This window comes from Streptomyces panacea (genome assembly GCF_040560175.1).
Classification (GTDB): domain Bacteria; phylum Actinomycetota; class Actinomycetes; order Streptomycetales; family Streptomycetaceae; genus Streptomyces; species Streptomyces panacea.
Genome location: NZ_JARJHW010000083.1, coordinates 15,203 through 30,928, shown reverse-complemented (window position 1 = coordinate 30,928; position 15,726 = coordinate 15,203). Strand labels below are relative to the sequence as shown.

The window sequence follows — 15,726 nt, the reverse complement described above, 5'->3', positions numbered from 1 at the left end:
GACAGCCCCTGGGACACCCCCCGGACCCCACGCCGAGCGGCGGTCGCGGCCGTCGAGCCGTCCCGTCATCCGAGGTTCACACGCTGTCCGTCATATGCCGTGGCATGGCGGCGGGCCTTCGAGGGAATACCTCTCCACAGGTCGACGTCCGAGCAGAACCGTCAGCGATGACGGCGGGCGTCGAATCTCAGCGGTCGGCCCAGCCGTCCGCCCGGGAGGCCCTTTGCACCAGGACGATCGTACGGTGACGCGTACGGGCGCCGTGGAGGGCCGGTCCTCGGCCCGCGCACTTGGGCCCGAGTCCGGTCCGCCGTCCGCCGCCAGGCCGCGTTGTGGAAGTAGCGCCGTCCGCCCGAAGGGCGGGCCCCGCGGGACTTCCGAAGCACGGCCTTGGCGGGCGACCACAGCCCGTGACGCCGTCGCATCCCGACCTCGTCCGAGGGGGTACGTCCTTCCGTGGTGACCAGCACAAAGCGCCGCATGCCCGACAGGCGCACCTATGTTCTCGACACCAGCGTCCTGCTGGCCGATCCGAACGCCATGTCCCGCTTCGACGAGCACGAAGTCGTGCTGCCGATCGTGGTGATCACGGAGTTGGAGGCCAAGAGGCACCATCCGGAGCTCGGATACTTCGCCCGGCAGGCCCTGCGCCTGCTCGACGACTTCCGCATCCGGTACGGCCGCCTCGATGCCCCCATCCCCTTGGGCGACCTGGGCGGCACGCTGCGCGTCGAGCTCAACCACTCCGATCCCGGCGTCCTTCCCGCCGGCTTCCGATTGGGGGACAACGACTCGCGGATTCTCGCGGTGGCGCGCAATCTGCAGGCCGAGGGGTACGACGTGACCGTCGTCTCCAAGGATCTGCCGCTGCGCATCAAGGCATCGTCGGTCGGACTTCTCGCCGAGGAGTACCGCGCCGAGCTGGCCATCACCGATTCCGGCTGGACCGGTATGAGCGAGATGGCACTCTCGGCCGAGCAGGTGGATCTCCTCTTCTCCGAGGAGACGCTGTACGTGCCCGAGCTGACCGAGCTGCCCGTGCACACCGGACTGGTCCTCCAGTCCGACCGCGGCAAGGCACTCGGCCGTGTCACGCCCGAGGGCAATGTGAAGCTCGTCCGCGGCGACCGGGAGGCCTTCGGGATCCACGGCCGCAGCGCCGAGCAGCGCATCGCGCTCGAACTGCTCCAGGACCCGGAGATCGGCATCGTCTCGATGGGCGGGCGCGCGGGCACCGGCAAGTCGGCGCTGGCCCTCTGCGCGGGCCTGGAGGCGGTCCTGGAGCGCCGTCAGCACAAGAAGGTGATGGTCTTCCGGCCGCTGTACGCGGTCGGCGGGCAGGAGCTCGGCTATCTGCCGGGCACCGAGGCCGAGAAGATGAGCCCGTGGGCACAGGCGGTCTTCGACACCCTGTCGGCCGTCGCCGGCCGTGAGGTGATCGAGGAGGTGCTGGGGCGCGGCATGCTCGAAGTGCTGCCCCTCACGCACATCCGCGGACGTTCGCTGCACGACGCGTTCGTCATCGTCGACGAGGCCCAGTCGCTGGAGCGGAACGTTCTGCTGACCGTTCTCTCCCGTATCGGGGCCAACTCCCGTGTGGTGCTGACCCATGACGTGGCACAGCGCGACAACTTGCGTGTGGGCAGGTACGACGGAGTGGTCGCCGTCGTCGAGAAGCTCAAGGGCCATCCACTCTTCGCGCACGTCACCCTCAACCGCTCCGAGCGCTCGCCGATCGCGGCGCTCGTGACCGAAATGCTGGAGGAAGGTTAGTTCTCCGCCTGAATGCGGCAGTTGGCGCCGCCCGGGAAGGCCGCAAGAGCCTAGCCGGGCGGCGCCGTGCTGCGCCGCCATTCACGTGAAACTGGTGTGGCAAACGGGGTGTGAGCTATCCCACGCAACGAAGAATTGCCTTGCGGTGTCGGCGTCCGGCAGAGTCTTGCTTCCGTCAGGCCCCGCATACGACACCCATGCATCTTCAGGGATGCGCACCACCACAACTCCACACTTGACGTCGTATGCCGCCCGCGCTTCATCCGGTGCTTCCGCCATGGGAGTTGCCGACGGGCCCGTGTCTCCCGTGACGTGCGGTACGGAGACCAGTGCCAGGGGCACGATTGCATCCGTGAGGTCACGTACACGGACGCTGCTGGAAGGAAACCGTGTGAGCCGGATCTCGGTCCGGGGATTCGCCGTGGCATCAGCTACAGCGGTCACCACCGTCGGCGCAGTCGTGGGAGTCGCTTCGGGCGCTCCTCAGGCCTCGGACGACAATTTCGAGGCGACCGCAGCTGACACGACGCTCCTCGCAGACATCCCCGCGGGCCAGCACGCCCAGGTCCAGACTGTGTCGTTGACGCAGCAGGCCGACGCGCAGGCCAATGCCGCCGACGTGGCAGCGAAGAAGTCGGCCGAGGAATCGGCTCGTGTTCAGGCCGCCAAGGACGCCAAGGCGAAGAAGCAGGCGGCCGAGGACAAGGCCGAGGAAGCTCGTGAGGCCAAGAAGAAGGAAGAAGAACGCGCCAGCCGCTCGGCGACGCGTGACTCCTCCGACTTCTCGGTGCAGAGCTCGTACACGGTGGCGGAGGTGCAGGCCATCGCGCGGCAGCTCGTCCCCGCCGACCAGTACCAGTGCTTCAGTAACATCGTGAGCCACGAGTCCACTTGGAACTACTTGGCCGAGAATCCGTCGTCCGGTGCCTACGGCCTCGTCCAGTCGCTGCCCGGCTCCAAGATGGCCTCGGCCGGCGCCGACTGGCGGACCAACCCGGCCACGCAGATCAAATGGGGCCTGAACTACATGAACGACACCTACGACAGCCCGTGTGGTGCCTGGTCGTTCTGGCAGGCCAACAACTGGTACTAGGTCCGTCGGACCTCGCTCCTCCCGCTCGGTTCTCGGACCGTCGGCGCTCAACCTTGTGAAGCCCCTCGCCGTCCTACGGTGGGGGGCTTTGCGCGTGTACCGTCAGGCATACGACACCGGGGCCGGGGAAGAAGGATCAAGCATGTCGAAACTGCCGGGGTGGCTGGGCCGGGTCGGAGCCGAACTCACCCAGCTGGGCGAGCGGTTGGGGGAACGCCGGGCGGAGGCGGACGCGGACGACGTACCGGGGAACGGCGGCGTACGGGACAGCGTCCCGGCCCCGCCGGACTACGCGCCCAGCGTCGCGGCCAAGCCGGAGCCCGTGGCGGCCATTCCGTGGGGCATGCGGGTCGCCGCCGAGGCCGCCTGGCGGCTGCTCGTACTGGCGGGCATGCTCTGGGTGTTGATGAAGATCATCAGCGCCGTACAGCTCGTCGTGATGGCCTTCGTCGGCGCGATGCTCGTCACCGCGCTCCTCCAGCCCACGGTCGCCAGGCTCAAGAAATGGGGCCTGCCGCGCGGTCTGGCCACCGCGGTGACGGCCTTCTCGGGCTTCCTCATCATGGGACTCATAGGCTGGTTCGTGGTCTGGCAGGTCGTCGAGAACATCGACGTGCTCTCCGAGCGGGTCACGGACGGCATCGAGGAACTGAAGCGCTGGCTGCTCAACAGCCCCTTCCATGTGACCGAACAGCAGATCAGCGACCTCGCGAAGAGCCTCAGCGACGCCATCGGCACCAACACCGAGGAGATCACCTCCGCCGGTATCCAGGGCGTGACCGTGGTGGTCGAGCTGCTGACGGGGATCCTGCTCGCCGTGTTCTCCACCCTCTTCCTGCTGTACGACGGGAAGCGGATCTGGCAGTGGTCGCTCAAGCTGGCGCCCGCGGCGGCGCGTCCGGGCCTCGCCGGGGCCGGACCGCGCGCCTGGCGCACGCTCACGGCCTATGTGCGCGGCACACTGATAGTGGCGCTGATCGACGCGGTCTTCATCGGCCTCGGGCTCTACTTCCTCGATGTCCCGCTGGCGGTGCCGCTGGCCGTCTTCATCTTCCTCGGCGCGTTCATCCCGCTCGTCGGCGCGGTGATCTCGGGCGCGCTCGCCGTGGTCGTCTCGCTGGTCACCCAGGACGTGTTCACGGCACTGATGGTGCTGATCGTCGTCCTCGCCGTCCAGCAGATCGAGGGCCACATCCTCCAGCCCTTCATCCTCGGCCGTGCGGTGCGCGTGCATCCGCTGGCCGTCGTGCTCGCGGTCGCGACGGGGGGACTCGTCGCCGGTATCGGCGGAGCGGTCGTCGCGGTACCGCTGGTCGCCGTCACGAACACGGTCGTCGGCTACCTCCGCGCGTACAGCAAGGAGCAGGCGCCGCGCGGCGGGCCGGGACCGCACGGCGCGACGGCGCTCGACCCCGCTCCGACGCCCGCCCCGGCGGCCACGCCCGCGCCCCCGGCTCCTCCCACCAACGGTCCGGCCACGCCGGGCTCCGACGCGCCGCCCACCGAGCCCGGGAGCGGGAAGGAATGATCTCCGAACCGGAACTCGAAGGTGAGCTGTCGGCGCCGGTGCCGGCTCCGAGGGATGCCGGGCGCTCCGGAGCTCCAGGAGCGGGAGCGGCTCCGGGACCGGCCGGTGAGGACGGGCCGGAGCACGATCTGGAGACCATGGGCGCCGACGGGCATCCCCTGATACGGGGGATACCGCTGCGGCAGCGCCCGTGGGTGTGGGGACTGACCGGCGTACTGGTGACGTCGGCCTTATGGGCGGGCGGTCTCTGGGCGTACGACAGGATGGGACCGGACCTCCAGGGCTACCGGGCCAGCCGCAACCTGTGCCTGGACGCCGATCTGTCGGCGCTCTCCGCCAGCATCGGTGCCAAGCGGGATCCGTTCGCCGCGACGGGCGAGGACAAGGCCCTCGACCAGGCCGTCTGCACCGTCAACCTCGCGCCGAAGCGACCGCCGGAAGCCAAGGGGCACCCGGGGCCGACCGTACGGGCGTACGCCGAGATCACATACACGCTGCACAAGAAGACCGATCCGGGGCCGCAGTTCGACGCCTCCCTGATCCACCCGGCCGACCAGGGGTCGGGGGCGGAGACCCTGAAGCTCGTCCCGGACGTGGGGGAGCGCGCCTATCTGGTGAGCCAGTCCAGCGGGGAGAATCCGGCACTGGAGGTCCTCGACGGACAGGCGGTGCTCTCGCTCTCCGTCGGCCAGGTCGTCGACTACGACGACTCCGACCCGCTGAACCCGGACTTCGACATCGACCAGCAGGAAGTCCTTCATCTGGGCGGACTGGAACCGGCCATGATCGAGGACATGCTGGCGCTCATGGACCAGCTCAAGAAGAAGGGCTGACCGGGACGCCCGGACTCAGTCGTCGCCGAGACCGGCCAGGACGGCCTCGGCGTCGAGCGTCGTGGCGAGGGCCTGGATCACGGCCGCGATCTTGATAGCCTCCTGGACCGTCTCGCGGTCCACCTCCAGCCTGCTGAGCGCGCGTTCGTGCGCGTCGAGGCAGAGGCCGCAGGCGTTGATCGCGGAGACCGCGAACGACCAGAACTCGAAGTCGGCCCTCGTGACGCCCGGATGGCCCACGGCCGTCATCCGCAGACCCGTGCGCAGCTCTCCGTAAGCGGGGTCGGAGAGCAGATGCCGGGTCCGGTGGAAGACGTTGTTCACCGCCATGACGGCGGCGGCCGACTTGGCCGTCGTGTACGCGTTGGGGGAGAGCCGGGCCCTGGCCTCGGGTGCCAGCTCGCGCAGCACGTGCGCCGAGCGTGCGGCGATCGCGCAGGCCAGCACCGTTCCCCACAGACGCTGTTGGGAGAGCCCGCCGTGCTCGACGACCGCGTCGAGATTGCGGCGCAGATCCCTGGCGTAGTCGGGAACGGCGGCCTTCAGCGCGTCGAGTGACATCGGGCTCTCCTACTGATTGAACGGACGCGGCCGTAACGACACACGAGTACCCCACTTCACACCCAAGGGGATGAAGAGGGCGAATCGATCATTTCATGCGGCACTCATCACCGCTGAAGAAGCGAGACCGGACCCTTGAGGAATCGAGGCTTTTGCTTCCGAAGATAAACATTCCAAGCACTTAATGGCGCGTGATGGACGTCACAATGCAAACAGTGAGGGAAAGATTGGGCAGTAGGGGGAATATGAGTGCATAGCGGACCACACTGTGACCTTGCGTGGATCAACTATCGATTCCACTTATAGCCACTATCCTCCTGGCCTTCTCACGCCCTGGTGTGGGGCTATACACTCTGAGTGAGTTCAGCGGAAAGAGACCTGTTGAAATTTCGCCGCGCGTTATTAGAGCGGCGCCGGAACCCGTAGGAAAGAAGGCTCGAGTGTTTGCTGTCAAGAGATCGATATCCCGTGGCATGGTCGCAGTCGCCGCATTGGTCGCATCGATTGTTGTCGTACCGCAGGCGTCTGCTTCGGAGAACCCTGTCGGCACTTCTTTCAAGGTGGCGGCATCGGCAGTTGCTGAGACGCGGAATGCGGTAGCCGCAAACCCTGAGGCGGCTGCCGCGGCGGCGACCGTGTGTGGTGGCGGGTACTCCATTATCCTTTACGCGGAGCGGCTCCCCAGCGCCTCCAACCATCTCGGGACGGTGTACACCTACACCGACGGCCGGACGACCGGCCCCAATTATAACGACAAGCCTGTGTGCGCGGTATTCCACAACGAAACCGGGTCGACGCGCTACATGGGCGTTCGATTGAATGACAATTATACGTCCACTCCAAGTGTTCAGGACTTCGGCAGCTTCAGCACGTATGCGGGGCCGGTCTACCAGAACAAGGGCTACTGCGGTACGGTTTATTCGTACATGAGGTCCGGTAGCAGTTCCACTGGCGGCAGTGTCGTGGTCGACTCGACGCGCGGCTCGACCCCGTGTAATTAGGCGGAAATTCCAAGTGGACCGTCGCGTGAATCCGTGAGGCTTTCCGGTTTCACGCGGTGTGCGGTAAATCCGATGTCGACGGGTGCGGAGTATGTTTACGCGCCTGTCGGCGTCGGATTTCTTTGGTCCTGCGAGCCCTTGAGGCTTGCTGAGTCGTGTGGGATGAACAGCCGCTCGCACGGCTCCGGGGGCCGGGCACGCGTTGCCGCGCCCCCGCCCGAGAGCCGCGACGGCCAGTGGGTCATGCCCAGGCGGGCGCGCGGCCGTCAACGGTCGGCGTTCCGACCTCGCCCACGGTCTCCCGCGTCAACGGCCTGCGCTGCTACCCGATCTGTCAGACCTTCGGGCGTGACACCCTCCGACTTCAGCTACCCCCGTGGGCGTGCCGCTGCCCAGGCCGGCGCGAAAAGGTGAGCGGGGGTTCCTCTCGACGGTGTTGCCATGCGCATGGCGGACGTCGAGACGGTCCTCATCCATGTGATCAGCCGCTTCCACTACCGGATCGACACACTCCGTGACGGCGAGGTCGTCGGCTGGCGCTCGCCGGGCTCCGTACGCCGGCGGCTGGCGGAGTCCAACCTGGCTTCCGGTACCGCTTGTCCAGATCCGGCCCGGCTCGTACCCCTCCGGTGCCGTCGGCGGCTTCTGTCCCATGGAGGAACTGGTGATCCGGGACATCCTCGCGGAGTGCGATGGGGTGGTGCGCTGGGATGGTGCGCTGGGGCGGCGACGACCGCGTGCCGGACGAGTCGTTGTTCTCCATCGATGTCCCGCCGAACGACGAGCGGCTCACCAAGGTCGCGGCGGAGATTCGCGCCTGGACCTATGTCCCCGGCAAGGTTTCCCGGGTCCTCGTGGATACCCTCCAGCCGCAGCGGCGCGAGGCCGCCGAGCGGCTCGCCGCTCTGCAAGGCTGAGTGCTCGCGGGAAGCACACCTGATTCCTTCGAAGCGCCTGTGGGGGCACGGCAGGAACGGCGTGCGTGCCTGCTTCGAGCTGTGCCCCCACGGCTGGGCTGTTCCGGCGGCCCCTTCGCAGCCCCCGCGCCGCAGCCTTCGTGCTCCTCGGAGGCCCTAGGAATCGTGGTCTTCTCGGGGTTCGTCGTCCGAGGTGTCATGTGCGTCGTGCGGGCCCGGCCGGTCCACGGGTGCGGCCCCGGGCTGTTCCGGCGGCTTCGGGGGCTTCGGCGGTCTGCCCCTGCGCGGGATCGGCTTCGCGTTCCCCGGGAGCCGGCCCTCCTCCGCCAGGGCCCGGCGGAGCAGGAACTCGATCTGCGCGTTGGCGCTGCGCAGCTCGTCGGACGCCCACCGGGCCAGGGCGTCGTACACCGCCGGATCCAGGCGCAGGAGAACCTGCTTCCGTTCCGTCACTGGTAGAGCGTGCCCGTGTTCACGACCGGCTGTGCGGCCCGGTCACCGCAGAGCACGACCAGGAGGTTGCTGACCATCGCCGCTTTCCGCTCGGAGTCCAGCTCGACGATGTCCTGTTCCTGGAGCCGGGTGAGGGCCGCCTCGACCATCCCGACGGCGCCGTCCACGATCAGGCGGCGCGCCGCCACGACCGCGCCGGCCTGCTGGCGCTGGAGCATCGCCGAGGCGATCTCCGGAGCGTACGCGAGGTGGGTGAAGCGGGACTCGATGATGTGCACACCGGCCGCCTCGACCCGGGCGTGCAGCTCGACGGCGAGCTTCTCGGTGATCTCCTCGGCATTGCCGCGCAGCGAGAGACCGTCCTCCTCGTGGGCGTCGTACGGGTACTCGATGGCGATGTGCCGGACGGCGGCCTCGGTCTGGGTGGAGACGAACTCCAGGAAGTCGTCCACTTCGAAGAGCGCCTGCGCGGTGTCCTCGACGCGCCAGACGACGACCGCCGCCAGCTCGATCGGATTGCCGTAGGCGTCGTTGACCTTGAGGACGGCGGTCTCGTGGTTCCGTACGCGGGTCGAGATCTTCGCGCGCGAGGTCAGCGGATTCACCCAGCGCAGGCCGTCGACGCGGATGGTGCCGCGGTAGCGCCCGAACAGCTGGACGACGCGGGCCTCGCCGGGCGCCACCATGTTGAGCCCGCACATCGCGAAGAACGCGGTGATCGCGAGCAGGATCCCGATCACGATCAGCGCGGACTTCGCGCCGGTCGACGAGAGGGCCGCGCCGGTCACGATCAGGACGATCCCACCGGCCAGACCGAGCAGCCCGAGCAGCAGCGCGAGGCCGCCGCCGATGCTGGTCGCTTGGAATTCCCGGACCCGCGGCGCGGGCATCTCGGGCAGATCGTCCACCACTGGTGTGCTGGTCGTAGGCATGACTGGGCCCCGTTTCAGTTACGTCCGCACCCGTTCGGCGCAGCTAGCATTGTGATTACACATTAACGCGCTTCGCAACCCTCCGCGCCTCTCGTGAGTCGGTTCCTCTGAGACAGGTGCTGATTGTCACGTCGGATACGACCGGATCGAGGCTCTTTGTCACAGGGGACGGTGTTAGCTTTCTGAGCTGATTCCGGCAACTGCGGCAACTGAGACAAGTGGACGAGGCCCGGCGAGGCGAGACCCGAGAACCCGAGAGCGGAGCGACAGAGCGATGGGCCGAGCGGAAGCGCGACAGGCCCGGCAGCGTGGAGCGCGCCGGGCGAAGAGGACCGGCGGCATACGTGGCTTTTTCACGCTGAAGAAGCTGCTCGGTACGTTCCTGGGGCTGTGCCTGCTCGGCATGGGCGCGTTCGTCGTGATCTATTTCCTGGTCCCGGTGCCGACGGCCAACGCGCAGGCCGAGATGCAGAGCAACGTCTACAAGTACAGCGACGGCACGGTCCTGGCGCGGACCGGCGAGATCAACCGGGAGATAGTCGGCCTGGAGAAGGTCCCCAAGAACGTCCAGCGGGCCTTCGTCGCCGCCGAGAACAAGTCCTTCTACAAGGACTCGGGCGTCGACATCAAGGGCACCACCCGCGGCCTGCTGAACACCGTCTCGGGCAAGGGCAAGCAGGGTGGCTCGACCATCACCCAGCAGTACGTGAAGAACTACTACCTGAACCAGGACCAGACGGTCACCCGCAAGCTCAAGGAACTGGTCATCTCGCTCAAGGTCGACCAGCGGATGACCAAGAGCGACATCCTCGCCGGATACATCAACACCAGTTACTACGGGCGGGGCGCGTACGGTATCCAGGCGGCGGCCCAGGCGTACTACGGCGTCGACGCGACCAAGCTGACCCTCGCCCAGGGCGCGTACCTCTCCGCGCTGCTCCAGGCCCCCAACCAGTACGACTGGGCCCAGGCCTCGGAGAAAAGCAGGAAGCTCGTCACGGAGCGCTGGAACTACGTCCTCGACAACATGGTCGAGGAGAACTGGCTGGGCGGCGCCGAGCGCCAGGGGCTGAAGTTCCCCGTACCGCAGAAGCCCAAGCCCGCCCCCGGCGCCGAGGGGCAGGCCGGGTATCTCATCGAGGCCGCCAACAGCGAGCTGGAGCGGCAGGGCGTCGACAAGGCGGACATCGACGCCGGCGGTTGGACGATCACGCTCAGCGTCGACAAGAAGCGGCAGAAGGAACTCGTCGATTCGGTCGAGAAGCAGCTGGAGTCCAAGCTCGACCGCAAGAAGAACAAGATCGACGCGACCGTGCAGGCGGGCGCCACCTCCGTGGACCCGAAGACCGGCGCGGTGGTCGCGCTCTACGGCGGCGTCGGCGCCACCGAGCACTGGATCAACAACGCCACGCGCACCGACTACCAGCCCGCGTCGACCTTCAAGCCCATCGTGTTCGCCTCGGCGCTGGAGAACGACTCGAAGACGCAGGACGGCGACAAGATCGGGCTCAGGACGGTCTACGACGGCACGAGCAAGCGGCCGGTCGTCGGCAGCGACACCCCCTTCTCACCGCAGAACGTGGACGACGTCGACTACGGCGACATCACCGTCCAGGAGGCGGCCAACGACTCCGTCAACTCGGTCTTCGCGCAGATGGTCGTCGACGTCGGCCCGGACAAGGTCAAGAAGACCGCGCTCGACCTCGGCATGCGGGACAAGAACTTCCCCGAGCGGCCCGCGATCACGCTGGGCACGATGCAGGCCTCCACCTGGGACATGGCGGGCGTGTACGCGACGCTCGACAACCACGGCGAGAAGGTCACGCCGTCGATCCTGAAGTCCGCCCAGCACAAGGACGGCGCGGTGGACCTGCCCGAGCGGATCGGCGACCAGGCGATCAGCCGGGAGTCCGCCGACACCGTCACCTCGGCCCTCACCGGCGTCGTCAAGAACGGCTCGGCGCACGAGGCGAACACCGACGCGTACGAGGCGGCGGGCAAGACCGGTACGTCGGAGAACAACAAGTCGGCGTGGTTCGCCGGCTACACGCCCGAACTGACCACGGTGGTGGCCCTGTTCGGCGAGTCCACCGCCGAGGGCGGCGGCCAGGTCACCCTCACCGGCACGGCCAACTCCGGCCGCGCCAACGGTGGCGGCTTCCCCGCCAAGATCTGGGCCGACTACACGCTCGGCGCGCTGGGCGGCGGCTCCGACGCCTCGTTCGACCTCGATGTCGCCAAGGACACCTACCGTCCGCCCAAGCCCCCGACCACGCCTTCCCCGGAGACGTCGGAGACCAAGGACCCCGGCACGCCGCGGCCCGAGGACCCGAAGCCGTCCGATCCGCAGACCGACCCGACGCCGTCCGATCCCACCACACCGTCCGGCGACCCCTCCACCACGCCGCCGGGGCCGGGTGACAACTCCGGCGGCTCGAACAACGGCGGCGGGAACAACGGCGGCTCCGACACCGGCGGCGGCAACGGCGGCACCGACGGAGGCACCGACACCGGCGGTACGGGCTCCGCGGGCGGCGCCGACACCGGCGCCGGCGGCCTGCGGCCACCTGGCTTCACCGGCTGAGCGCGGGCGCTCAGCCGCCGTTGACCTTCGCGGCGATCCGGTCGCCGATGTTCTTGTCGATGTTGCGCCAGTACTGGAACGCCCGGTCGAGGACCGGCCGGCTCACGCCCTGGAGCAGATGACCGGAGACGTTCGACACCAGCCGGTCGCGCTGCGCGTCGTCGAGCACGTTGCGGACCTGGGTGCCCGGCTGGCCCCAGTCGTCGTCCTCGCGCCGCTTCGTGTACGCCTCGCGGACCATCTCGCCCGCCGCCGCCCAGCCCGCCGGGTCGCCGAAGCGCGCGGTGTCGGCGGCGGGGCCGCCGTAGGAGTTCGGGGCGTACGGGGCGGCCGCGTTCGACGCGACGTACCGCATCGGGCCGTCCTTGGCGTACGAGTTCACCGGCGAGTGCGGCCGGTTGGGCGGCAGCTGCGCGTAGTTCGGGCCGATCCGGTACCGGTGCGTGTCCGGGTACGAGAACAGCCGGCCGAGCAGCATCTTGTCCGGCGAGGGACCGATGCCCGGAACCATGTTCGACGGCTCGAAGGCGGCCTGCTCGATATGGATGAAGAAGTTGTCCGGGTTCCTGTTGAGTGTCATCCGGCCCACGTCGATCAGCGGGTAGTCGCCGTGCGGCCACACCTTCGTCAGGTCGAACGGGTTGAAACGGTAGTCGGCCGCCTCGTCGAACGGCATGATCTGGACCTTCAGGCTCCAGGTCGGCGCGTTCCCCGACTCGATCGACTCGTACAGGTCCCGGCGGTGGTGGTCCGCGTCGGTGCCCGCCATCTCGTCGGCGTCCGCCTGGCTGAGGTGGTCGATGCCCTGGTCGGTCTTGAAGTGGTACTTCACCCAGAAGCGCTCACCGGCGCCGTTCACCCACATATAGGTGTGCGAGCCGTAGCCGTTCATATGGCGGAAGGACTTCGGGATGCCCCGGTCACCCATCAGCCAGGTCACCTGGTGCGCGGACTCGGGCGACAGGGTCCAGAAGTCCCACTGCATGTCGTTGCTGCGCAGCCCGGTGGCCGGGTGGCGCTTCTGCGAGCGGATGAAGTCCTGGAACTTGATCGTGTCGCGTACGAAGAAGACCGGCGTGTTGTTGCCCACCAGGTCGTAATTGCCCTGCTCCGTATAGAACTTCAGGGCGAAACCGCGCGGGTCGCGCCAGGTGTCGGGAGAGCCGAACTCACCGGCGACCGTCGAGAAGCGGGCCAGCATCTCGGTGCGCCTGCCCGGCTGGAAGAGATCGGCCTTGGTGAACTGGCTGACGTCGTTGGTCACTTCGAAGACGCCGTACGCCCCCGAGCCCTTGGCGTGGACCACCCTCTCGGGGACCCGTTCCCGGTTGAACTGGGCCATCTTCTCGATGAGGTAGTGGTCCTGGAGCAGGAGGGGACCGTCGGGACCGACGGAGAGCGAGTTCTCGTCGCTCTCCACCGGGATGCCGGCGTTGTTGGTCGTGTACGGGGCCTTGGGCGTCGACTCGGTCACGAGCGGCCTCCCGGCGATAGGGGGTTCCCGCGACCGGAATCGGGCGCCACGGGAGAACAGCGGTCGTTTCGACCGCCTGCCCCAGTGAAACCCGCCGACACACTGTCGGCAACATTTGTACGGCGCCCCGGACCGGGTGCGCGACCGAGCCCGGGACACGGTCCGAAACCGCGTGCGAACCGCGTGCGAACCGGGCGCGAGCCACCTGCGAGCCATGTGCGAAACCGTGCGAAACCGCGTCCGGGGCGCGCCCGGAACCCGCCCGGACGCGCCCCGGACCCGGCCTACGGGCGGGTCGAGATCTCGAACCAGACGACCTTGCCGGTGGACAGCCGCGTGGCGCCCCACCGCCTGGCCAGCCGGTTGACCAGGAACAGTCCCCGGCCGCCCTCGTCCGTGTCGCGTGCCCGGCGCTGGCGGGGCAACTGCGGCGAGTCGTCGCCGACCTCGCAGCGCAGGACGTCCGTCCGCAGCAGCCGCAGCGTGACGGGCCGCTCCGCGTACCGGACCGCGTTGGTCACGACCTCGCTGATCAGCAGCTCGACGGAGTCGCTCAGCTCCTCCAGGCCCCAGCGCGAGAGCGCGCGCCTGGCGAGCCGTCTGGCCCGTCCCGGCGCCGCGTCCTCCGGCTCCAGGAACCAGTAGGCGACGTCGCTCGGCGCGATCCCGTCGAAGCGTGCGGCCAGCAGCGCGATGTCGTCGTCACGGTCGCCGGGGCCGAGCACGTCCAGCACGTCGTCGCAGAGCGCCTCCAAAGGAGGCGAGTGGTCGGGGCCGGTGAGCTGCGCCGTCGCGGCGAGGCGCTCCCGCAGCTGCTCGATCCCCGTCCAGACGTCACGCAGCCGGGACTCCACGAGGCCGTCCGTGTAGAGGAGCAGCGTCGCGCCGGCCGGCGCGTCCAGCTCGACGGCCTCGAAGTCGACCCCGCCGACGCCGATCGGGGCGCCGGGCGGCACCCGCAGCACCTCGGCCCGGCCGCCCAGGTGGAGCAGTATGGGCGGCGGATGGCCGGCGTTGGCGATGGTGATGCGGTGCGAGACCGGGTCGTACACCGCGTACAGGCAGGTGGCCATCCGGTCGGTGCCCAGCCGCTGCGCCTGCTCGTCGAGGTGGTGCAGGACCTCCTGCGGCGGCAGGTCGAGACCGGCGAGCGTCTGCGCGGTCGTCCGCAGCTGGCCCATGATCGCCGCCGATGTCATGGAGTGGCCCATGACGTCACCGACGACCAGGGCGACGCGGCTGCCGGGCAGCGGGATCGCGTCGTACCAGTCACCGCCGACACGGGCGGTCTCGGCGGCCGGCAGATAGCGGGAGGCGAGCCGGACGCCCGTGGGCTGCGGCAGCCCCTCCGGGAGCATCGTGCGCTGGAGCTCGTCCGCGATGTACGCCTCGCGGCCGTACAGCACCGCCTTGTCGATGCCGAGCGCGGTGTGCGTCGCGAGCTGCGCGGCCACCAGCAGGTCGTTGGGCTCGAACGCGGGGCGGTCGGGCCTCCGCAGGAAGACTGCGGCGCCGATGACACGCCGCCTGCCGCGCAGTGGGGCCAGGATCGCGCGCCGGCCGCCGGGCACGGTCATCTCGGCGCCGAGCAGTTCGGGCAGCGCCGCGCGGGCGGCGGCGGAGTCGCCGAAGACCGGGCGGACACCGCGCAGGACCTCGGAGAGCGCACCGCCGGACGCCACCTCGCAGAGCTGCGCGGCGGGCATCACATCGGTCTGCGGGTCCAGGACCGGCACCCGGCCGGCCTCGGACTCCGGCAGCTGGAGCCCCGTACCGGCCGTGCCCGCGCCCTCGCCGTCCTCGTCGGTGAGCCGCAGCCGGTCCGTACGACGCAACCTCAGTACGAAGGGTGAGATCGGGCGCTCGTCGCCGACGGGCAGCGGGTCGCGCAGATAGACGAGTATCGCGTCGGAGAAGGTCGGGACGGTGGCCCGGCAGAGACCGAGCACGATCTCGTCCAGGTCGATGCCCCGCGCGATACGACGGGTGGCGGCCCCCACGAAGCGCAGCCGGTCGCCCTCGCGCCGCGCGGCGCCCACCGGGTCCAGCGGGGGCGCGGGTACCGAGTCCACCGTGGCCTTCGCGGACGCGGGCGCGGGTACCGAGGGCACCGGCGGCTGCGGTACGGCGGCGGCGGACGCCTCCTGCCGTGGCCGGGTGCGTTCCTGGGACCGGGCAGCCACGGGCTGCCGGCCTTCATGGGAGGTGGGATGCTCCGTCACGCGTGGGATTCCGTCCGTCCGGGCCGGTGGTGCGAGACAACCGATTCGACTGGCGATGCCACCCTCGTCCAGGGTGTCCCGGGTCTGTGGCCGCAGGGACCTTCGCAGCCGGACATCGGGACCTTGCGCCGGAAACGCCCCTCAAGGGCCCCGAGAGCGCGGATACCAGGGCGGCAGGCGTCCTGCACGGCTCCACCCCCTCGTCGAATGTCCAACGGCTGATGTACGGCTGTCCTGCGGCTGTCTGCGGCTCGTTCGTCGTGCGAATCGTTCTCGCGTGCGTCGTACGTGGTGCGGCTCGATGGTCCCTCGCGGGTCCAGCGACATGACTCTAGGTCAGCTCCGTTGCCCCGCC

At 68.9% G+C, this 15,726-nt stretch carries 11 protein-coding genes and 1 pseudogene; 7 read left to right on the top strand and 5 right to left on the bottom strand.

What is annotated here, in order from left to right; genetic code table 11:
• The first annotated feature begins 456 nt into the window (after positions 1–456).
• The 4 genes from phoH2 to P3L51_RS20380 all read left to right on the top strand — a co-directional run bounded on the left by phoH2 (position 457) and on the right by P3L51_RS20380 (position 5,227).
• Positions 457–1,773, top strand: coding sequence for an RNA 5'-3' helicase PhoH2 (gene phoH2 / locus P3L51_RS20395; protein ID WP_354606699.1), 1,317 nt, complete (start codon positions 457–459; stop codon positions 1,771–1,773).
• Between the two features lie 391 nt (positions 1,774–2,164).
• Positions 2,165–2,866, top strand: a complete 702-nt coding sequence (locus P3L51_RS20390) for an aggregation-promoting factor C-terminal-like domain-containing protein (protein WP_354606698.1) — start codon at positions 2,165–2,167, stop codon at positions 2,864–2,866.
• A 142-nt stretch (positions 2,867–3,008) separates the two neighbouring features.
• Positions 3,009–4,394 carry an AI-2E family transporter gene (locus tag P3L51_RS20385; RefSeq protein ID WP_354606697.1) on the top strand — a complete coding sequence of 462 codons (1,386 nt, stop codon included), beginning with the start codon at positions 3,009–3,011 and terminating at the stop codon, positions 4,392–4,394.
• Positions 4,391–5,227 (top strand): hypothetical protein, encoded by an 837-nt coding sequence (locus tag P3L51_RS20380; RefSeq protein ID WP_354606696.1) that lies wholly within the window; start codon positions 4,391–4,393, stop codon positions 5,225–5,227. Before P3L51_RS20385 ends, P3L51_RS20380 begins: the two co-directional genes overlap by 4 nt.
• 15 nt (positions 5,228–5,242) lie before the next feature.
• On the opposite strand, the gene ahpD is transcribed toward P3L51_RS20380, so the two are convergent.
• Positions 5,243–5,788 carry an alkylhydroperoxidase, AhpD family gene (ahpD, locus tag P3L51_RS20375; RefSeq protein ID WP_354606695.1) on the bottom strand — a complete coding sequence of 182 codons (546 nt, stop codon included), beginning with the start codon at positions 5,786–5,788 and terminating at the stop codon, positions 5,243–5,245.
• 473 nt (positions 5,789–6,261) lie between these two features.
• Here ahpD and P3L51_RS20370 point away from each other — a divergent pair, with 473 nt between their 5' ends.
• Both P3L51_RS20370 and P3L51_RS20365 read left to right on the top strand, forming a co-directional pair.
• Positions 6,262–6,789, top strand: a complete 528-nt coding sequence (locus tag P3L51_RS20370) for a hypothetical protein (protein ID WP_354606694.1) — start codon at positions 6,262–6,264, stop codon at positions 6,787–6,789.
• A 417-nt stretch (positions 6,790–7,206) separates the two neighbouring features.
• Positions 7,207–7,706: pseudogene (locus P3L51_RS20365) on the top strand (hypothetical protein); the annotation flags it as partial.
• Between the two features lie 156 nt (positions 7,707–7,862).
• Here the strand turns inward: P3L51_RS20365 and P3L51_RS20360 are convergent.
• Together P3L51_RS20360 and P3L51_RS20355 are read right to left on the bottom strand one after the other, a co-directional pair.
• On the bottom strand, positions 7,863–8,159 hold the full coding sequence (locus P3L51_RS20360; RefSeq protein WP_354606693.1) for a type II toxin-antitoxin system antitoxin: 297 nt from the start codon (positions 8,157–8,159) through the stop codon (positions 7,863–7,865).
• Positions 8,156–9,091 carry an SPFH domain-containing protein gene (locus P3L51_RS20355; protein WP_354606692.1) on the bottom strand — a complete coding sequence of 312 codons (936 nt, stop codon included), beginning with the start codon at positions 9,089–9,091 and terminating at the stop codon, positions 8,156–8,158. The genes P3L51_RS20360 and P3L51_RS20355 overlap by 4 nt, the downstream gene beginning before the upstream one ends.
• Before the next feature lie 274 nt (positions 9,092–9,365).
• Between P3L51_RS20355 and P3L51_RS20350 the strand changes: the two genes are divergently transcribed.
• Positions 9,366–11,675, top strand: a complete 2,310-nt coding sequence (locus tag P3L51_RS20350; RefSeq protein WP_354606691.1) for a transglycosylase domain-containing protein — start codon at positions 9,366–9,368, stop codon at positions 11,673–11,675.
• A 10-nt stretch (positions 11,676–11,685) separates the two neighbouring features.
• On the opposite strand, the gene P3L51_RS20345 is transcribed toward P3L51_RS20350, so the two are convergent.
• Both P3L51_RS20345 and P3L51_RS20340 read right to left on the bottom strand, forming a co-directional pair.
• Complete coding sequence (locus P3L51_RS20345) at positions 11,686–13,149, bottom strand: catalase (RefSeq protein ID WP_354606690.1); 1,464 nt, start codon at positions 13,147–13,149, stop codon at positions 11,686–11,688.
• A 284-nt stretch (positions 13,150–13,433) separates the two neighbouring features.
• A complete protein-coding gene (locus tag P3L51_RS20340) occupies positions 13,434–15,371 on the bottom strand; it encodes a SpoIIE family protein phosphatase (protein WP_354606689.1) in 1,938 nt (645 codons plus the stop codon).
• Between the last annotated feature and the right edge of the window lie 355 nt (positions 15,372–15,726).